This window comes from Candidatus Sericytochromatia bacterium (genome assembly GCA_035285325.1).
Taxonomy (GTDB): Bacteria; Cyanobacteriota; Sericytochromatia; order S15B-MN24; family JAQBPE01; genus JAYKJB01.
In genome coordinates this window covers 1-18,537 of sequence record JAYKJB010000127.1, presented here as the reverse complement: position 1 = coordinate 18,537, position 18,537 = coordinate 1, and the positions used below count along the sequence as shown (strand labels likewise).

Genomic DNA, 18,537 nt, shown 5'->3' with positions numbered 1-18,537 from the left:
GAGGCGGCATTCCGCTGTCGTACCACGCCCTGTTTCCGATCCGCTTGCTGCTGCCGGCGCTCACGTTCGCGGCGATCGCCGCCTGGGCCCAGCGCACCAGCCAGGCCGAACCGCGCGTCCGCCAGCTGCCGTGGGGATTGGCCATCGGCCTGCTGGCGGGGCTCGGTTTCGCCAACAATGCCGACTTTGGCCTGATCAGCGCCGCCGCTGCCGCCTGTACGCTGGCGCTGTGCAGCCGGCAGCTCGGGCCCGTCCCCGGGCTGGCCTTCCTCACCGGTTTCGCAGGCGGCTGGCTGGGGCCGGCGGTGTGGCTGCGGCTGAGCTACGGGGCCTGGCCGGATGAACATCTGCGCACGCTGTTCATCCGCCTGTTCGGCGGACAGGGATTGGGCAACTGGGACATGGCTCCCGCAGGACTGCACACGTTGGTGGCGCTCTGGCTGGCCACGGTGGCGCTGGGCAGCGCGGTGGCGCTCTGGCGAGGCCAGGAACGCCGCTGCGCGCCCCTGTGTCTGTATGCGGCCCTGTTCGGCCTGGGCACCCTAAGTTACTTCACGGGTCGCTCCTTGCCGGGGAATCTGCTGGCCGGGCCGGCCTTGATGGCGGCCCTGCTCGCGGCAGGCGCCACCTGCCGGCTGGGCAGCGCCAGCTGGGCGCCGCCGCTGCCCTTGCGGGTCGCCGCGTGGGCTTGGCTCTGGCCGCTGGCCACGCGGCTGCCCCTGCTGGCCCTGCTGGCCGTGGCCTGGGGCTACCCTCGGGCCTTGACGCTGCGGCACTTCCCTTTTCTGGCCCCAGGACCGCCCAGCCAGGTGCTTCACGCCCTACCGCCTGGCACCGTCCTGTTCACGGTGAACGGGAACCTGCATGCGCTGCGCAGCGGTGTGCCCAACGGCCTGCCGTTCAACCACCCGAGCAATGTGGTGAGCCCGGCCCTGGCCGATTGTCTGTGTGCCTCGCTGGCGCGTTCCGGCGCGAGGCACTTGCTAGTGGCCCCCTCCGATGAGGCTTGGGGACCGTTGCGGCTGGCTCTGCGTCAGCCGGCGTGTCGCCAACTGGGCCTGGCCCAGCCCAGCCAGGCCTTGCGTGGCACAGACTGGCGCTTGCTGTCGCTCCGTTCAGAGGCTTCGGGTCCCCCTCCGCAGCCCCGCCCTTCGCGCGCTCGCCCGTGAAGTCGCGCCGGGCGCGCCAGCTGCTGGCGACGGTCTGATGCGCCTGGCCAGATTCGCTCGCCCCCTTCTTTCCGTTATGATGATCGGAACGTCACGACCCTCCGGGAGCCCTTCGCCATGCCTCTCGCCCGCAAACAGTTCGCCGTGATCGGCCTTGGCCGTTTTGGCAGCAGTGTCTGCGCCTCGCTCAAGCAGCTCGACCACGAGGTGCTGGGCGTGGACGCCTCGGAGGAGCTGGTGCGGCGGGCCCACGCCGATGAGGTGGCCACCCACGTGGTGCGGGCGGATGCGACTGACAAACATGCCCTGGCGGAACTGGGCATTGAGGCCTTCGACGGCGTGGTGGTGGCGATCGGCTCGGACATGGAAGCCAGCATCCTGACGGTGCTCAACCTGCTGGACCTCGGCATCCCGGCGCTGACGGCCAAGGCCTCGCACGATCGCCATGGTCAGGTGCTGGAGCGCATCGGCGGCTCGCGCGTGACGGTGGTGTATCCCGAATCGGAGATGGGACGTCGGGTGGCCCATGCCCTGGGCGGGGTCAGCCTGCTGGAAAGCATCCATCTCGACCAGCACCACAGCATCGTGGAGGTGCGCGTGCCGGCCAGCCTGAGCGGCAAGACGCTGGCCGAGGCCGACCTGCGGGCGCGTTTCGGCGTCACGGTGGTGGCGGTGCTCGCCAGTGACGGGCTGCGGGTTTCGCCGGCGCCGGACTACCGCTTGCAGCGCGACGCGCTGATCGCCCTGCTCGGCGCCAACGAGAAGCTCGAGGCGCTGCAGGCCAGCCTGACCCAGGCCTGAGACCGTGCCCGAACACGCGCCCCGCGCCTTCCGGTGGCCCCGTCTGAACCCGGCCCAGCTGGTGTTGCTGGCCTTCCTGGCGTTCATCGCGTGCGGCACCCTGCTGCTGGCGCTGCCGGTCGCGCACGCCCAGGGCCCGCACGCCCTGGTGGACGATATGTTCAACGCCACCTCAGCCGTTTGCGTGACCGGCCTGTCGACCCTCGACCCCGGCAGCCGCTATTCGCTGTTCGGGCAAGTCGTGCTGATGGGCCTGATCCAGATAGGGGGTCTGGGCTACATGACGCTGTTCACGCTCAGCCTGCTGCTGGTCGGCAAGCGCCTGACCATGCAGGACCGGCTGGCCGTCGGGCAGGTCACGGAGCAGCCGGGCCTGGGCGGGATCGTGCGCTTCGTGCGCAACATCGCGCGCCTGACCTTGCTGTTCGAAGCCGTGGGCTTCTTGCTGCTGGCCCTGGCCATGGTGCCGGAACTGGGCTGGAAGCACGGTTTGTTTCAGGCCCTGTTCCATGCGGTTTCAGCCTTCAACAACGCCGGATTCTCGCTGATGGGCTCGAACATGATGCACTGGCAGGCCCAACCGCTGGTGCTGCTGACGCTCAGCGGCCTGATCATCCTGGGGGGGCTGGGCTACAACGTGAATCAGGAATGGGTGCGCCGTTGGGTCCTGCGCAGGCCCCCCAACCACCGCTGGGACACCCTGATGACGATCATCTTCACCAGCACGGCGACGCTGTTGCTGCTCGGCACGGCGCTGTTCTGGTTCTTTGAACAGGGCAACCCGCGCACGATCGGCGAGTTGCCGCTGGGCCTGCAGGCGCTGAATGCCTTTTTCATGGCGGTGCAGCCCCGCACGGCCGGCTTCAACAGCATCGACGTGGGCGCCCTGACCGACCCCACCTTGATGATGACGATGGTGCTGATGTTCCTGGGCGCCGGTCCCGGCGGCACCAGCGGCGGGATCAAGCTCACGACGGCCGTGATCACGCTGGCCGCGATCGTCGCCACGGTGCGAGGTCAGGCCCAGGTGCCGCTGTTCAACCTGCGCCGGGTGGTCAGCGAACAGCAGGTGCGCAAGGCCTTCACCGTGGTGGCCGTCTCGCTCGGCGTGGTGGTCAGCAGCACGATCCTGCTGGCCAGCCTGGAGCCCTTGCCCTTCCTGCCGCTGCTGTTCGAAGCCGTGTCGGCCTTCAGCACCACCGGCCTGTCGATGGGCATCACGGGGCAGCTCAGCACTGCCGGCAAGCTGGTGATCATCGCCACCATGCTGATCGGGCGGGTCGGCGTGCTGGCGATCCTGCTCTCCGTCGTGGCGCCACGGAGACCCTCGCGCGTACAATACATGGAAGACCCGTTACTCATCGGCTGAGTCGGCTGAGTATGACGGGAAGAAGGCGGGCATGGCAGGCGTTGGCGAGGCGTTGGTGAAGGGGCTCACGGCGGTGGCGGCCGGTGTGGGAAGCATCTTCGGGTTCGAGGCCGTCGAGGAGCCCGCCTACGAGGTGCTGCGACGGGATGGCCCGTGCGAACTGCGGCGCTACGCCCCCCACGCGATCGCCGAGACCCGCATGACGGGAGACTTCCGGCAGGGGCAGAGCAATGGCTTTCGCCGCCTGGCGCGCTACATCTTCGGCGCAAATCGGGCCCGCCGCGACCTGCCGATGACGGACCCGGTGACCTTGCAGGGCTCCAGCGCCACATTGCCCATGACCGCCCCCGTGACCATGGAGCCCCAACCGCTGCCCATGACGGCCCCCGTGGAGCTGGCCGCCGGCGAGGGAGGCTGGACCATGAATTTCGTGCTGCCGGCCGGCATCACGGCGGCCAATGCCCCCCTGCCGCTGGACGAGGCCGTGACCGTACGCGACGTGCCCGCGCAGGACGTCGCCGCGATCCGATTCTCTGGGGGGTTCAACGAGACCACCTTCCGCCAGCAGGAGGCCCGCCTACGGGCCTGGCTGCCGGCCGGCCGCGAGCCCGCCGGGCCCGCCCGCTGGGCCGGCTACAACCCGCCCTTCACGCTGCCCTTTCTGCGGCGCAACGAGGTCCTGCTGCCGCTGCGCCCCGCCGCCGGCAGCAAGCCATAACCATTGCGTGACCTTGACCGAAGGAAGGCCTGACTGATGCGGGTTTTCGCGATGCCCCTATCCAGCCCCGGGCCGTTGACTCAACAGCCCGGCGCACCTCGCCGCGGGTGGATTTGACCATGAATGAACGCCTCATCCTGTTGATCCTGACCAATCTGGCGGTGCTGGCCATGCTCAGCCTGACCTTCTTCTTGCTGGGCATCGACGTCTATTTTCACGACGCCCACGGCCTCAACCTGGTCGCCCTGCTTATTTTCGCGAGCGTTTCAGGCTTTTTCGGTTCGTTCGTCTCGTTGCTCTTCTCGCGCCAGATCGCCCTCTGGAGCACGGGGGCGCGGGTGATCGAGCGCCCCGGCGACGATACGGAGCGCTGGCTGCTGGATGCCGTGGCGCGGCTGGCCCGTCAGGCGGGGCTGGAGATGCCGCAAGTGGCAATTTTCGAGGGCGAGGCCAATGCGTTCGCGACCGGCCCGAGCAGGAATCGCGCCCTGGTCGCGGTCTCGACCGGCTTGCTGGCCGGCATGGAACGCGAGGAGGTGGTCGCGGTGCTGGCCCACGAGGTGGCCCACATCGAGAATGGCGATATGCTCACGCTCACCCTGATCCAGGGAACGGTCAACACCTTCGTCTTCTTCGTGGCACGCCTGGCGGCCTCCGCCGTCGATGCGGCGCTGCGGCGAGGCAGCCGCGGCATGTCCAGTTCGGGGTTTCTCTACAGCTCCGTGCGCTGGATCTGCGAGGTGATGTTCGGCCTGCTGGCCAGCATGCTAGTGGCCTGGTTCTCCCGGCGGCGGGAATTCCGGGCGGATGCCGGAGCGGCCCGGCTGATGGGCAGTCCGCGCGCCATGATCGCCGCGCTGCAGCGCCTGGGAAGCCTGCGCGCCGCCGCCTTGCCGCGCAGCTTCGCGGCGGCCGGGATCCACGCCCCAGAGGCCTGGCTCCGACTGTTTGCGAGTCATCCGCCGCGCGAGGCGCGCATCCGGGCGCTGGAGACGGGCGAGTGGGGGGACTAAGCGACGTCGATGCCAACCGCTCAGTTTTTGATAGGGGCAACACAGCCTGCCCCGCGCCCACGTCCGGCCACTTCAGGGCGTCAGTCACTGGGCAAGTGTTCTCACCTGTGATAAGATTAAACAGTCCTTAATGCCCCCATGGTCTAGAGGCCTAGGACACCACCCTCTCAAGGTGGTAACACGGGTTCGAATCCCGTTGGGGGTACCTGTAGAACGCCCTACCGCTTGGCCGGTAGGGCGTTCTGCTATTGCACTGCCGTGTGTGCGACGGTCGTTAGCGGGCGACGCAGGGGCCGCCGGCGGCACGGCGATCGCGCTGGTGGACCTGGAACAGCTGCTCCACCGAGGACATGTCTCCTAGCCAGCGCTCGACCCAGGACAGCTGACCGTTCCGGTTGCGGTCACCGCCCTCCAGGGCAGCCAGCAGCATCTCATCGGCGGACAGCCCGTCGCCGTTGCGGTCTGCGCGGCGCAGCGCCCCCTCGGCGATCGCCGCCGTGCAGGTGAAGTCGGTCCAGTCGCAGGCGGTCACACAGGGGTTGCCGGTCTCCTCGCAAGGGACACGCACGGGTTGCTTGGCTTCGGCCACGCTGATGCGGCGATCGCCGTCGCGATCAAAGCGGCGGATCAGGCCCTCGGCCTGAGCGCCCAGAAGGGCTTGGAGCTTGGCGGGAGCGGCGATGGTCGGCATGGAACGCAATCCTTTCAAATGGATCGTGCGGGGCGAAGACAGCTGGTCGACCCGCTCCAGGCACAAGCCGCGCCGCGCCGGTCGTTGACGTCCCCACCGTAGGCGGCGGTTCATCTGGATCCCAAGGAAGGCTTGTCGCCGCCTCGAGGCGGGGGGTTGCTTCAGACAAAGTAAAGAGCGGGTTATCATTGGCTCAAACGCAGGCCGGCGTGTTCTGATGGTCGGCATCCTCAGGAATGGGTTCCGCCGTGCCCCTCGACGCCCTCTGGCTCACGCTGAAGCTCGCAAGCCTCACGACCGCCGTCCTGGTGGGTCTCGGTGCGCCGCTGGCCTGGCGCCTGGCCCGCTGGCGGGGCCGCACGAAGCCCTTCGTGGAAGCCCTGCTGGCCTTGCCGCTGGTGCTGCCGCCGACGGTGCTGGGCTTCTATATGCTTCTGGCCATGGGCCAGCGCGGCCCGTTGGGCCAGGCCTGGCAGGTTCTGTTCGCTCAACCGCTGGCCTTCAGCTTTGCCGGCCTCTGGCTGGCCTCGCTGCTGTTCAGTCTGCCGTTTGCCCTCCAGCCGATGCTGGCCGGTTTCAGTCGCATCGACCCGGAACTGGTGGAGGCTGCAGAGAACGCCGGCGCGAGCCCCTGGCAGGTCTTTCGCCACGTGGCCTGGCCGCTCGGCGGCAGCGGAATCGCCGGCGGCGCGGCGCTCTGTTTCGCGCACACGCTGGGGGAATTCGGCGTGGCCCTGATGGTGGGCGGCAACATTCCCGGCGAGACTCAGACGATCGCGATCGCCCTGTATGACCTGACCGAAGCCCTGCGCTTCGACCTGGTCCACGGGCTCGCCCTCGGGCTGCTCCTGTTCTCGTATCTGGTGCTGCTCGGCATCGCCTGGTCCCAGAGGGGCTCAATGCCGGGGGAAAGTTTGGGCCGATGAGCCACCCGCCCAAGCACAGCAAGGCTTCCGGCGGCGGGAAACGACCGGGCCCGCCCCGACGCACTGGTGCGTCCGGGGCCAGGGTCGGCGGGCGGGTCCTGCTCAGCCTGGGGGCCTGGCTCGGTCTCACCCTCAGCCTGGCGGCCCCGGCCAGTGCCTCGCCACGCCTGCGCATTGCGGCAGCCTCCGACCTGCGAGAGGCCTTGCCGGCCTTGCTGCGCGCCTTCGATCCGGCCCTCGCTCCCCAGGTCCAGGTGAGCTTTGGCGCCAGCGGCAAGCTCGCGACCCAGCTGGCGCAAGGGGCTCCCTTCGACGTGTTCCTGTCCGCGGACGCCCAGCGGGTGGACCAGCTGCTCCGCAGCGGGCACGGGCAAGCGGGCACCCGCACCGCGTTCGCGACGGGGCAACTGGTGCTGTGGTTTCCCCGGGCCCGGGCGCCCCTGGCGCCGCTCGGCCTGCGCGCTTTGGCGCAGGACCCGAGCCTGCGTCTGGCGATCGCCCACCCGCAGCACGCCCCCTACGGCCGGGCCGCCGTGGAGGCGCTGCAACACGCACAGCTCTTCGGCCTGCTCGGGCCCCGGCTGATCCGGGCCGAGAACGTGGCCCAGGCCGGCCAGTTCGCAGCCTCCGGTGGGGCCGACTGTGCCCTGATCGCCCGCGCCCTTGTCCGCGCGCCGGGGCTGCGCGACGGCGCGAGCTGGGCGGTGCCCCCGGGCTGGCACCGGCCGGTGCAGCACGTGGCCGTGGTGACCGCTCCGGGCCCGGCCGCCCTGGCCACCCGCTGGGTGCGCTTTCTCGGGCAACCCGCCGCCCAGCGCATCCTGACGCAGTTTGGCTACATGCCGGCTGTCCGACTCCCCTGACGTCATCGCCCCTCATCTGTGCGCTCGACCCGACGGAACAACCGCAGGTCCGAGCGCCCCACGCCCGTGGGTGTGGGATACTGAACGCCGGAGCAGGTCGCGACCGCGCGTGAGTCGCTGAAACGGGGAGGACGATGCCATGTGGATGGCCTGGTTGACGGTGACGTGCCTGCTGGCGGTGGCCATGTGCACCATGTGGTTCCCTTACCGGCGCTGGAACAACCTCAGCGTGGTCGACCTGGCTTGGGCCGCCGGCGTGGGCGTTGCGGCGGTGAGCCTGAGCGTCTGGGGCGCGCTGGCTGGCGGTAACCCGCTACGGGCTGGGCTGCTGGGCGGCGCGGCGGGCCTGTATGCGCTGCGGCTGACGTGGCACCTGGTGCAACGCTTCGAACCGCATGTCGAAGACCCGCGCTACACCGCCATGCGTGAGGGCCAACCGGCCGCGCGGCAAGACGCGTATGCCCTAGGAACCTTCGCCCTGCAGGGCACCGTGGCCGGCTTGCTGGCGCTGCCCTTCGCGCTGGCCGCCTGGGACCCTTCTCCGGTGCTCTCCCCCCTGATCGCGGTGGGCCTGGCCTTGGCCGGTCTGGGCATCCTGCTGGAGGGCCTGGCCGACCGTCAGCTGACGCGCTTCAAAGCCGACCCCGCCCACCGGGGCCAGATCTGTCGGGTGGGCCTGTGGCGTTACTCCCGGCATCCCAACTACTTCGGCGAATGGCTAGTCTGGTGCGGCTTCGCGCTCGCGGCCAGCCCCTCGCCGCTGGGGCTCGCGGCCTGGCTGAGCCCCGCCATGATGTGGCACTTTCTGCAGAACGTGACGGGCATTGCCGCCACCGAGGCCCACATGCGACGCTCACGTGGGGCCGCCTACGAGGCCTACGCGCGTGAAACCTCGGCCTTTTTCCCTTGGCCACCGCGCGCAACGGCTTCCGACGAATGACGCGTTCCGCCTGGCTGGGGCGCGGCCGGTTCGCCGTTGTGGCTGAACAGCCCGTGAACCCCGAGCCAAAAGGCCCCCGCCGGCCGGGCCGCCCTGCTAAGATGTGGGGCCCGATGCCTGCCTGAAGGAGACCCCGTTGCTGCTGGACACCGTCTTATCCACGGGCCTGGTGCCCGACCCCGTCATCCGCTGGGGCATCCGCAAGCTGTTGCGGGACCACCTGGCCGTCCTGCCGATCGACCGGGGCGAGGCCACCGAACGCTACGTGAGCGACTTCGTCAGCGGCCTGAGCGGTCAGGCGATCGCCGTTCAAACCGCAGCCGCCAACGCACAGCATTACGAGTTGCCCACCGCCTTCTTCCAAGCCGTGCTGGGGCCGCACCTCAAGTACAGCAGCGGTTGGTGGGAACAGCCCGAAACCGACCTGCTCGCGGGGCTGGCGGAATCCGAACGCGCCATGCTGGCGCTCAGCTGTGCGCGGGCGGAACTGGCGGACGGGCAGGACGTGCTGGAGCTGGGCTGCGGCTGGGGCTCGCTGTCGCTGTACATGGCCGAGCACTACCCGCGCAGTCGCATTCTGTCGATTTCGAACTCCCGCACCCAAAGGGAATTCATCCTGGCCGAGGCGGAGCGGCGCGGCCTGACCAACCTGGAAGTTGAAACCTGCGACATCAATGCCTTCCAGACCGTGCGCCAGTTCGACCGGGTGGTCTCGGTCGAGATGTTCGAGCACATGCGCAATTACGATGCCCTGCTCGGGGTGGTGCAGCGCTGCCTGCGGCCAGAGGGGCGCCTGTTCGTCCACATCTTCACCCACCGGCAGACGCCCTACCTGTTCGAATCGCGCAGCGAGCGCGACTGGATGGCGCGTTACTTTTTTTCGGGCGGCATGATGCCGCACGCGGGCATCTTTACCCACTACCCCCATCGCTTCACGGTCGTGAACCAGTGGACCGTCAACGGGCGCCATTACCACCAGACCAGTGAGGCCTGGCTGCGGCGCATGGACACCCAGCGCGCGGTCCTCGCCCCGCTGTTCCAGGCCACCTACGGCACGGAGGCCCGGCGCTGGTGGACCTACTGGCGAATCTTTTTTATGGCCTGCTCCGAACTGTTCGCCCATGACGGCGGCCAGGAGTGGTTCGTCAGCCACTACCTGCTGCGCCCGACCCCGTTGCCCTGACCCGCAGGAGATTCTCGATGTCGAACACCTGGTCTGCGCGCTTACTGCAAGCCTTGCTGCTGATCTTTCTGGCCCTCGAGGGGGCGCTGGGCTGGACCTATCTGGTCACGGACGCCTCCGGTATCGCCCGCGAACGGGCCCGCTGCGAGGCCCTGGCCGCCGAGGGCGCCGGCAAGCTGCAAGCCCTGCTGCCCGAGGCGAGCCAACATCCGCAGGGCGCCAGCGCGCATCCGAGCGTGGTCGGCCTTCATCACGCCCTGAGCGACATGCACCCGGGAGCCGGGGGCTATGCCTTCGTCGTCACGCGCGACGGGCGCTACGTGAGCCACCCGATTGCCGCGCTGGCCGAGGAGAAGCAAACGCTGGTGGATCGCGCCCGTGACACCGACAACGAAGGGCTCAAGGCGCTGGCCGAGGCGATCCGCGCCAACCCGAAAGGCGTGCTTGAGTACGTCAGCCCCCTCAGCCGCCAAGCGTCGTGGCTCACTTACCAGGCCGTGCCCGAGAGCGACCTGGTGGTGGCCCTGAGCGTGGTCAAGGGAGAACTGGTGCCGACAGCCCCGCAAAAACGGCGCCTGCTGATTCTGATGGCGCTTTGCCTGGGGCCCTTGCTCGGGCTGCTGGCGCTGCGCCGTCCCGAACTGGATGAGCCCACGCTCTGGCGGGCCAGCAGCGGGCTGGCGCTGGGCTTCGCCACGACGATCGCGGTGGTCTGGAGCCATGGGCCCCTGCTCGAGACGCTCGAGGAGGAACCCAAGCGCGTGCTGCACGCCCTCGCCAATGCCAGCGGCTCGCACGAGGCCAACCACCACGCCCCGGAGGGCCACGAGGTGGCGGGGCACGAGGGCACCCCGCACGAAACCCTGCACCCGATCCTGGATCACGATGCCCTGGCCCGCTACCAGGCCAAGCTTTCGCAGCGGGCCCAGGCGGAGGGTCAGCCGCAGCCACGATTTGTGCGCACGGGGCTGTACGTCCGCACGGTCGAGTTCAACTCCGAGCAGGACGTGCGGCTCGGTGGCACGATCTGGCAACGTTTCAAGCTCGGCGAGGATGATGCCGTGCCGCGGGGCGTGCGTTTCCCCGAGTCGATTTCTCGCAACTCGGCCAGCCTGGTCGAGGTGATGCGCAAGCGCATCAACGGCTATGAGGTGGTGGGCTGGGACTTCGACCAGGTGATCCGCAGCCCCAAGCGCTTCGAAGCGTACCCGTTGAATGACATCCTGCTGGCCCTGCACATCTGGCCGCAGGAACTCACGGGCCAGGTGATGCTGGTGCCGGACCTGGACGCTTACCCGCTGATGGACCCTCAGGTGCGCCCCGGCGTCGATACCCATCTGGTCACGACCCGGCCGCTGGAGGAGAGCTTCTTCGGCCTGAAGTCGCTGGCCTTCGGCACCAATTTTGGCGACCCCAAGTTCGCGGGAGAACTGCGTTACCCCGAGCTGGCCTATATCATGAACTTCCGCAACGACATGTACGTGCCGGTGTTCGCCAACCTGTTCCCGATCCTGATGATCGCGATCCTGCTGTTCGCCACCCTGATGAACCAGAGCAAGACGCCCGGTAACTGGGGCGTGTTCGGCATGGTGTCCGGCTTGTTCTTCTCGCTGGCGGTGGCCCAGGTCAAGCTGCGGGAGATGTTCGAGACCGAGACCCTGGTCTACCTGGAGCAGTTCTACGTGGTGCTCTATGTGGCGCTGGCGCTGGTCTGCCTGAACACCCTGCTCTTGAGTCGCCCGCCCGAGCAACGCCCGGCCTGGGTGGCGTACCGGGAGAACCTGCTGCCTCGCGTGCTGTTCTGGCCCGTGCTGACGGGCACGCTGGCCTGCCTGACGCTGCGCATCTTCTACTGAGCGGCAGGCGGGCGTGGGGGCTGGCTGCGGGCACTTCCGGCGCAGGCGATCACGATGCAGGCGATCGCCAGGGCCTGGGAGGCACTGAGGTGCTCTCCCAGGATCAGCCAGGCAGTCAGCGCCCCGATCACCGGTTCGAGGCTCAGCCAGCTGCCCAGCACGGGCTTGCTCAGGTGCGGCAGCACGGCCATTTCCAGCGAGTAGGGCAGGGCACTGGAGAAGACCGCCACGAACAACCCCCAGCCCAATAACGCCGGGATCTGCAGGATCGGTTGCCAGGCCGGCAGGCCCCAGGGCACGACCACCAGGGCTGCCGCCAGCAGGCCCAAGGCGGTCGCTTGCAGCGAGGGCAGGTGCCCCAACCGTTGCCCCAGCACGATGTAGGCGGCCCAGCAAGCGGCGGCGGCGAGGGCGAAGGCGATGCCGCGCGGGTCGAGCGCGGTGGCGTCGATTTGCCAGGGCAACAGCAGGGCCAGCCCCAGCAAGGTCAGCCCCGTCCAGAGCAGGTCGCGCGGGCGGCGGGACGCCAGGATCGCCAGTGTCAGGGGCCCCGCCAGTTCGATCGCGATCGCGACGGCAAAGGGAATGCGGGCGATCGCCTGGTAGATGCAGAGGTTCATGCCCCCCAGAACCAAGCCATAGAAGGCCAGCAGGCGCAGGTCTCGCGCGGCGGGCGGGCGGCGCCAGGGGCGGGCGATGGCCAGCATCAAGCCGGCCGCGAAGGCCAGGCGGAGGGCGGTCGTGCCCGCGGCCCCCAGCACGGGGAAGAGGGTCTTGGCAAAGGAGGAGCCGACACACAGCGAGACCATGCTGGCCACCAGCGCCCCCAAGGCGAGCAGGGGCGCCCGGGCAGGCCCCCGCAGTGGTGGGTGGTGCTCAGCTTGGTTCGCGGGGACAGGCGGGATGGGCCGCTCCTTCAAGCTCAGGGGCTCATCGAGCCGAGGCAGGGCCGCCAGTCCGATCCCCAGGCACTCACGTCAGGCGGGGCACGGGAGCGCCGAGGTGGACGTCGCCAGAGCAACGACAACGCACCGAACGGAAGCCCCGGGCACTGTCAGTTTACCGCAGCCCGAGCGCGGCAGACGATTCGCCGCAGGGGCCTGGCGCACGCGGAGGGCAAGGCCCTGCGGCGGCGGCGGCCGTCGCGACCGGTGCCAGAGCGCCCCGCGGCGTCAGCCGCCGTCAGAACGGCTGGGAGGCGCCAAAATTGACCACGGCCGAGCCTGCGTGTTACCGAGTAGGCGGGCGTGTGCGATTCCACCTTCAAACCAAGTCGGCCCGGAGGGTACAGGTTGCCCAGGAGGGCCAGGAACTCCAGATGCCCGCCCGGAAGGTTCAGAACGCCCGAAAGGGCCCAGGCCCTCTAGCAGGAGGAACGCGATGTCATCCCCCCTCTCCGCTCGCACGGTTCTGCTGGCCACCAGCGTCGTGGCGCTGGCGATGGTCGGGCTGGACCTGGTCTGGCTCGGGGCGATCGCCCAGCCGTTCTATCAGGCCCAGCTCGGCCCGTTGATGGCCAAGCCGCCCCTGCTCGCTCCCGCCGCGGCCTTCTACCTCTTCTACATTGGCGTGATCATGGCCCAGGCCGTGGCCCCGGCCGATTCGCCGAAAAATGCCGCCGGCCGGGGCGCCTGGCTTGGCTTCGTGGCCTACGCCACCTACGAACTGACCAACTGGGCCGTGATTCAGGGCTGGCCTGCGGGGCTGGTGCCTGTCGACCTTGGCTGGGGCATCCTGCTCACGGCCGCCGTCTCAGGCGTCGGGCGCGCCGCCTGGGAATGGAGCGAACGCAGGGTGGCGTCCTCGCAATAGGGTCGCAGGCCCGCCAGGCGACGGTCGAGGCCCCCCAGGGGGGCCAGGCTCACGGCCGAACAGCTGGGCTGGCGGAGCGTGAACTTCCGGCTCAGGCTGGGCCGGCGGCCCGGCGGCAGCCGCCAGCCAGGCGCCTGCAGGTGGTCCCCCGGCAACGATGTTCGCCGTGGCACATGCTGGCTCCGCCAGGCAGAACGACGTGACGACCAGAACGCCCGCGAGGCCCTGACACACGGCGTGACGCATGGATTCTCCCTCTCAATGGTCGTGCCCTGTCCGAGGGCAGGGATCTGCTCGTACCCGCGTGGAGCAGGGGAATCCTTGCCAGGCGCCTGCAGTTCCCGCCGGGCACCTCAGCCCTCCGCCACCTCGAAGCCCACGACGCTGTGCTCGTGACGACTGAACTCGATGCCGACGCGAATGTCGAGGCCGAGGGCGGCGAGGTGGCATCGAACGGTTCGATCGAATGGCTGTTGGTTTACTCAGCAACAGGGTCGGGTAGGTCTTCAGTAGACAGCGTTTCGAGTCGGAGGGAGGTACCCGGTGGGCACAGTCAATTCAGGCAACGGCGCAAATTGGAAGCCGGCGGCGATCGGGCGGCCGCCGCAGTCGGGCAATGGGGTGTCCGCTGACTTCGCCAACGACGCCTACAACAACTCCGGGGTCAAGGCTCCGGCTCCGCTCGATTCGACAGGCCCCGCGAAGAAAGCGCCCGCAGCCGCCAAGAAGAAGGCGCAGGCGCAAAAAGCCAAGCTAGCCCAGCAAACCGCCCTGACCGATAAGGCTCAGGCGGCCCTGAAGAGTCAGAACGCCAGCCCCAAGCCCTCCATCGACGCGATCACCCTGCCCGGCGCCGAACCCGCCGCGCAAACCGAAGCGCAGGCGGTCGACGCCTTGATCAAGATGGCCAACGCCAAGAAGGGCCCGACGGCGGGGATGGTGTCCAAAGACGACGTCATGAAATTGCCCGATGGCCCCGCCAAGGAGACCATCCTGGCCAATTTCGCGGTCCTGCAAATGTCCACGAACGCAGGCAGCGAAGTGGGCAAGGGCATCCCCCGCGGCGTTGAACAGAAGACGGAAGCCTGGACCCACCTGACGGTCAGCGACCTGAACCTGATGAAAAACCAGCTCAAGCGCGGAGACACCCTGGAATCCTTTGCCGACAAGGTGGCCGCCCGTGAGATCGCCAAGGATGACAAGAAAGAACTCGGCCAGTACCACGTGGGCGACCGCAACGGCGACGGCGTGAAGGACAAGGCGGACCTCAAGGCGTACGTGGAAGAACTTCAGAAGGGGCCGCGCCACCAAACCGAGGGGCGCTACGAGCAGTTCTCCCGGTAGGGCCACGAGCGAGGTCGCGGAGAGAGCCAGCAGGTCGACGGCTTCGCCCAATCCTTCAACCTCGACGCCGCCGGATCCACCGCGCGGGCCGGCGTCGACCTCCACGCACAGCGCCGCCATGTTCCGTTCGTGCTGGTCGGCGTGTACGGTCCTGAATCGCGCCCCGGGAGACCTCTAGCCTGCCTGTTGGTTAGCTCGTATCACCAGAAGAGCGGTACGATGGGCAGGCGTGACAAGGCCCTGGCGATCGCCGAGCGTCTGATGGCGACGATCCATTGAGAGCGGACTTGCAGCGCGCCGAACTGGACGCCGAGCCTCTACCACCACTTCGCGACCAGGGCTGACCTGGAAGCGGAGGTCGGCGCGATGGCGCTGGCCTACCCCGCCGGCAGGCAGGCGACCTGAGGCTGACCGCCAGGGCCCCCTTGAGGTTTCATGACGAACTGCGATGACCACGGGCTCCCCCTTTCGACGCGGTCCGAGACGGCCGCCGAGCGCTACCGAGCCGGCCTGTTGCTGATGCTGTCGGCGTGGCCCGGCGGGGGCGAGGAGTTGGAGCGCGCGATCGCCGCCGACCCCGGCTTCGCGCTCGCCTGGGCGGCGCTCGCCCGGCTAAGGACGATCCAGGCGCGCCCCGCCGAGGCGAAGGCGGCGATCGCCTCCGCCGTCGACCTCGTCGCTCGCCACGGGACCGAGCGGGAGCGCAGCCACGTGGCCGTTCTCGACGCCGCCATCGCCGGCCGGACGCCGCAAGCCCGGGACCTCGCGCTGGCCCATGCGGACCGCTGGCCTCGGGACGTGCTGGTCCTGGGCATGCTGCTGGGGCCCTTCGGGCTCCTGGCCTTCTCGGGGATGGCTGGGCACAACCAGGCGCTGGTCGACCTGTGCGCGCGCCACGCCGGCCACTTCGACGCCGACGACTGGTGGTTCCTCACCTATCACGGCTGGGCGCTCGCCGAGAACGGCGAAGCCAGGCGCGGGCGGTCGATGCTGGAGCGCGCCCTCGCGGTCCGGCGGGAGAACGCCAGCGGCGTGCATGCCCTCGCCCACGCGATGCACGAGGGGGGGGCCGGCGAGGACGTCGTGTCGCTGGTCGACAGCTGGCTGCCCGGCTATGGCCGGGAGGGTGTGCTGCACGGCCACCTGACGTGGCATGCCGCGCTGGTGGCCCTCGAACGCGACGACGTGCCCACCGCGCTGCGGCTCTACGAGGCGCGTGTCCGGCCGACGGCGACCCTGGGCATGCCCATCAACGTCATCAGTGACGGCGCCTCCTTCTTGTGGCGCCTCGGCGCCTACGGCCATGACGTCCCCGCCGCGCTCTGGCAGGAGCTGCACGCGTACGCGGTCGCGAAGTACCCGGAGGCCGTCGGCCACGGCTTCATTGACGCCCACATGGCGATCATCGAGGCGTTTACGCGCGATCGTGAGGCCCTCGAGCGCCGCGCCCGGACGTTGGCCGAGATGGCCGCGGCGGGCACGCTGGCGGCCGGGCCGGTGGTGCCGGCGATCGCCCGCGCGGCGCAGGCCTTTGCTGAGGGCGCGTACGGCGAGTGCGCGCGCGTGCTGGAGCCGGTCGCGGGCGACGTCTCGCGGATCGGGGGCTCCGGGGCCCAGCGCGAGATGCTCGAGGAGATGTTGCTGCTGGCTTACATGCGCGGTGGCGAGGCCGGGAAGGCGCGGGCCTTGCTCGACCGACGCCTGCACCGCCGCCCGTCCCCGCGCGACGCGCGCTGGCGCGGCCAACTCGTCGGATAAACGCCCCAGTTCAAAGGCCTCGCATCTACAGTCGAGGCCGTTTCAGTCGTACCCCCAACGGGACAGTTGTCGAACTCTGGTGGCCCGGTTCTTCGCGGCGCTGGCGGACCCGGAGGTCTGTCAGCTAGCCCCCTCACGCCAGAATGGGACCGCGGTGCCTACCAAAACCCGAGCGTGCTACCGCACCTCCCAGCGGCCCGCGCGTGGCGAGCCGTGGCGAATCAAGCGGCCCAGCCGCTGAAGCGAGGCCAGGTGCTTCTCGACCGCCCGCGAGCTGATGCCGAGGCGCTCCCCCAGCAACCGCGCCGAGAGCGTCGGCTCTGCGGCCAGCAGGCGCAGGATCTCCGAACCGATCTCCGAACTTATCTCCGAACCGGGTGCGGCGGCGGGGGGCTGCTGCCGGATGGCCTCCAGGAGGGCGTCGAGAATGGCGGCCAGCATGAAGGCGACGAAGGGACCCAGTTCGCCTTGCTGATCGGCCTGACCCAGGGTGTCGTAGTAGCCCTCCTGACGGGCGCGTATCACCTCCTCGATCGGCAGCCAGGCCAGCAGCGGGTTCCAGCGGCTCAGGATGAGCGTCTGCCAGAGTCGGCCAAGGCGGCCGTTGCCGTCGGGGAAGGGGTGGATGAACTCCAGTTCGTAGTGCACCACGCAGCCCGCGATCAGGGGATGCCAGTCGGTTCCGGCGAGCCAGCCCAGCAGGTCAGCCACCAGGGCAGGGACCCGCTTGGCGGGGGGGGCCATGTGCACAAGCTGCTCCCCCCGGTAGATGCCCACGCCACCGCTCCGGAACTGGCCGGGGCGGTCGATCAAACCAGCCATCAACAAGCCGTGGGCCTCAAGCAGGTGGCTCGGCTCGGCAGGGCTCCAGCCCTGGAGAGCCTCGTAGGCCGTGATGGCGTTGCGTACCTCCTGGATGTCGCGGGCGGGGCCGAGCACGGGCTTGCCGTCGAGGATGGCGCTCACCTGCTCGAGGCTGAGGCTGTTCTGCTCGATCGCAAGCGACGCGTGGATGGTGTGGATGCGGTTTTCCCGGCGCAGCAGGGGCGAGAGCGTCCGCTCCTGACGGGCACTCCAGCGACCGAGCGCCTCGGCGATCTCCGCCACGCGCGTCAGCAGGGCCGGCGTCAGCGTGAGGGGTGGACGGTAAGGCGCATCGGGGGGCATCAGAGCGTCCATCCCCCGTCGCTTGCGGGTTGAAACGTGGCGTCGCAAGCAAGCAAAGGCAGCCATCAGCAGGCCGGGCCCGTGGACCTGGTCAGCCGTGGCGGTGGCCGATGCCCTCCTGTGCCACCCGTGTTCGCCCGCGCCGTCCAGCGCACCCCCCAACAGGGCTCGAACCGGCAAGAACGTCTCGTGAAGGGGATAACTGGCCAAGAGCCGGGCACGCCCCCGTCGTACCCCTTGCACCCCGAAAAACGCAAAAAAAAGGCCTCGACTGCATCTACAGCCGAGGCCAATTTAAAAGTACCCCCAACGTGACAGTTATCGAACTCTGGTGGCCCGGTTTTTCGAGGCGCTCGCGGACCCGGAAGCCCGACAGTTACAGGTTCCTGGCCAGGCTGCCACGCGCACGCGCTCGTCTGCTTGATGCCTGACCGGTTTCCTGCCCCTAATAGATATTGTACTCAGGGCCAACCGTCGTCTCCTCGACGGGTTGGCATGGAGGGGGCCGCAGGTGAGGAGCAACGTGATCGCGTCGATGGCTCGGCGGCTGTGCCAACGGTCCAGGCCGGGGCACGCGGCAGTGAGGGGTCGGCCCCTGGCCGCCAGGCGCCGGTCGGAAAGGTGTCGCGGGTCGGTCGTTCTGACGGCGATGGTAGCGAGCCAGGGACCGGACCGCGCGGGAGGTCTGTCCGATGGCTGAGCATTCCCCGGCCCCGGGCATCGGTCCCCTGGCACAGATGCGACAGCGTCTGGAGAGCCCTCGAAAGAATGTCCGCGGGACCGTCACCCTGTGTGCGACGTGCATCAGGGAGAGCTTCGAGGACTGGAAGGCGCTGAAGGGGTTTCTCCACCAGCGGGTTTACGAGACCGCCACGGGGCAAGACGACAAGGTCGCCTTCGAGCCCCTGGGCAGCGGCTGCATGGGCG

The 18,537-nt window shown here is 69.0% G+C and carries 17 protein-coding genes and 1 tRNA gene; 15 read left to right on the top strand and 3 right to left on the bottom strand.

The features are described from left to right. The 6 genes from VKP62_15720 to VKP62_15695 form a co-directional block, all read left to right on the top strand. The coding region (locus VKP62_15720) for a hypothetical protein (protein ID MEB3198644.1) at positions 1-1,169 on the top strand (1,169 nt) is incomplete at its 5' end. 117 nt (positions 1,170-1,286) lie between these two features. Then, the gene (locus VKP62_15715; GenBank protein MEB3198643.1) at positions 1,287-1,970 is read left to right on the top strand and encodes a TrkA family potassium uptake protein; all 684 of its coding nucleotides are present in this window, start codon (positions 1,287-1,289) and stop codon (positions 1,968-1,970) included. Positions 1,971-1,974: 4 nt separating this feature from the next. Continuing rightward, positions 1,975-3,339, top strand: coding sequence for a potassium transporter TrkG (locus tag VKP62_15710; protein ID MEB3198642.1), 1,365 nt, complete (start codon positions 1,975-1,977; stop codon positions 3,337-3,339). A 31-nt stretch (positions 3,340-3,370) separates the two neighbouring features. After that, complete coding sequence (locus tag VKP62_15705; GenBank protein ID MEB3198641.1) at positions 3,371-4,057, top strand: heme-binding protein; 687 nt, start codon at positions 3,371-3,373, stop codon at positions 4,055-4,057. Positions 4,058-4,176: 119 nt separating this feature from the next. Beyond that, positions 4,177-5,070 (top strand): protease HtpX, encoded by an 894-nt coding sequence (gene htpX, locus VKP62_15700; protein ID MEB3198640.1) that lies wholly within the window; start codon positions 4,177-4,179, stop codon positions 5,068-5,070. Positions 5,071-5,202: 132 nt separating this feature from the next. Next, positions 5,203-5,275: transfer RNA gene (locus VKP62_15695), tRNA-Glu, on the top strand. 69 nt (positions 5,276-5,344) lie between these two features. Here the strand turns inward: VKP62_15695 and VKP62_15690 are convergent. Then, complete coding sequence (locus VKP62_15690; GenBank protein ID MEB3198639.1) at positions 5,345-5,761, bottom strand: hypothetical protein; 417 nt, start codon at positions 5,759-5,761, stop codon at positions 5,345-5,347. A gap of 248 nt (positions 5,762-6,009) precedes the next feature. Here VKP62_15690 and modB point away from each other — a divergent pair, with 248 nt between their 5' ends. The 5 genes from modB (at position 6,010) to VKP62_15665 (ending at position 11,529) form a co-directional block, all read left to right on the top strand. Continuing rightward, positions 6,010-6,687 (top strand): molybdate ABC transporter permease subunit, encoded by a 678-nt coding sequence (modB, locus tag VKP62_15685; GenBank protein MEB3198638.1) that lies wholly within the window; start codon positions 6,010-6,012, stop codon positions 6,685-6,687. Then, complete coding sequence (gene modA / locus VKP62_15680) at positions 6,684-7,550, top strand: molybdate ABC transporter substrate-binding protein (GenBank protein MEB3198637.1); 867 nt, start codon at positions 6,684-6,686, stop codon at positions 7,548-7,550. The genes modB and modA overlap by 4 nt, the downstream gene beginning before the upstream one ends. Before the next feature lie 139 nt (positions 7,551-7,689). Further along, positions 7,690-8,490: a DUF1295 domain-containing protein gene (locus tag VKP62_15675; protein MEB3198636.1), complete on the top strand. Its 801-nt coding sequence runs from the start codon at positions 7,690-7,692 to the stop codon at positions 8,488-8,490. Between the two features lie 136 nt (positions 8,491-8,626). Further along, complete coding sequence (locus tag VKP62_15670) at positions 8,627-9,673, top strand: cyclopropane-fatty-acyl-phospholipid synthase family protein (protein ID MEB3198635.1); 1,047 nt, start codon at positions 8,627-8,629, stop codon at positions 9,671-9,673. 17 nt (positions 9,674-9,690) lie between these two features. Continuing rightward, positions 9,691-11,529, top strand: a complete 1,839-nt coding sequence (locus VKP62_15665) for a hypothetical protein (GenBank protein ID MEB3198634.1) — start codon at positions 9,691-9,693, stop codon at positions 11,527-11,529. Here the strand turns inward: VKP62_15665 and VKP62_15660 are convergent. Beyond that, complete coding sequence (locus tag VKP62_15660; GenBank protein MEB3198633.1) at positions 11,523-12,449, bottom strand: EamA family transporter; 927 nt, start codon at positions 12,447-12,449, stop codon at positions 11,523-11,525. The two genes, VKP62_15665 and VKP62_15660, sit on opposite strands and share 7 nt — an antisense overlap. 460 nt (positions 12,450-12,909) lie before the next feature. On the opposite strand from VKP62_15660, the gene VKP62_15655 reads away from it, so the two are divergent. The 3 genes from VKP62_15655 (at position 12,910) to VKP62_15645 (ending at position 16,443) form a co-directional block, all read left to right on the top strand. Beyond that, entirely contained in the window at positions 12,910-13,341 is a 432-nt protein-coding gene (locus VKP62_15655; GenBank protein ID MEB3198632.1) for a DUF2177 family protein, read from the top strand. A gap of 543 nt (positions 13,342-13,884) precedes the next feature. Beyond that, positions 13,885-14,685 (top strand): hypothetical protein, encoded by an 801-nt coding sequence (locus VKP62_15650; protein MEB3198631.1) that lies wholly within the window; start codon positions 13,885-13,887, stop codon positions 14,683-14,685. A 435-nt stretch (positions 14,686-15,120) separates the two neighbouring features. Continuing rightward, positions 15,121-16,443: a tetratricopeptide repeat protein gene (locus VKP62_15645; protein MEB3198630.1), complete on the top strand. Its 1,323-nt coding sequence runs from the start codon at positions 15,121-15,123 to the stop codon at positions 16,441-16,443. A gap of 177 nt (positions 16,444-16,620) precedes the next feature. Here the strand turns inward: VKP62_15645 and VKP62_15640 are convergent, their stop codons facing one another. After that, on the bottom strand, positions 16,621-17,610 hold the full coding sequence (locus tag VKP62_15640) for a Fic family protein (GenBank protein ID MEB3198629.1): 990 nt from the start codon (positions 17,608-17,610) through the stop codon (positions 16,621-16,623). Between the two features lie 692 nt (positions 17,611-18,302). Between VKP62_15640 and VKP62_15635 the strand changes: the two genes are divergently transcribed. Continuing rightward, a partial coding sequence (locus VKP62_15635; GenBank protein ID MEB3198628.1) for a hypothetical protein occupies positions 18,303-18,537 on the top strand: 235 nt, incomplete at its 3' end.

Coding starts and splice junctions, on each gene's coding strand:
- VKP62_15715 (MEB3198643.1), top strand. CDS start 1,287: ATGCCTCTCGCCCGCAAACAGTTCGCCGTGATCGGCCTTGGCCGTTTT.
- VKP62_15705 (MEB3198641.1), top strand. CDS start 3,371: ATGGCAGGCGTTGGCGAGGCGTTGGTGAAGGGGCTCACGGCGGTGGCG.
- htpX (MEB3198640.1), top strand. CDS start 4,177: ATGAATGAACGCCTCATCCTGTTGATCCTGACCAATCTGGCGGTGCTG.
- VKP62_15690 (MEB3198639.1), bottom strand. CDS start 5,761: ATGCCGACCATCGCCGCTCCCGCCAAGCTCCAAGCCCTTCTGGGCGCT.
- modA (MEB3198637.1), top strand. CDS start 6,684: ATGAGCCACCCGCCCAAGCACAGCAAGGCTTCCGGCGGCGGGAAACGA.
- VKP62_15675 (MEB3198636.1), top strand. CDS start 7,690: ATGTGGATGGCCTGGTTGACGGTGACGTGCCTGCTGGCGGTGGCCATG.
- VKP62_15665 (MEB3198634.1), top strand. CDS start 9,691: ATGTCGAACACCTGGTCTGCGCGCTTACTGCAAGCCTTGCTGCTGATC.
- VKP62_15655 (MEB3198632.1), top strand. CDS start 12,910: ATGTCATCCCCCCTCTCCGCTCGCACGGTTCTGCTGGCCACCAGCGTC.
- VKP62_15645 (MEB3198630.1), top strand. CDS start 15,121: ATGACGAACTGCGATGACCACGGGCTCCCCCTTTCGACGCGGTCCGAG.
- VKP62_15640 (MEB3198629.1), bottom strand. CDS start 17,610: ATGCCCCCCGATGCGCCTTACCGTCCACCCCTCACGCTGACGCCGGCC.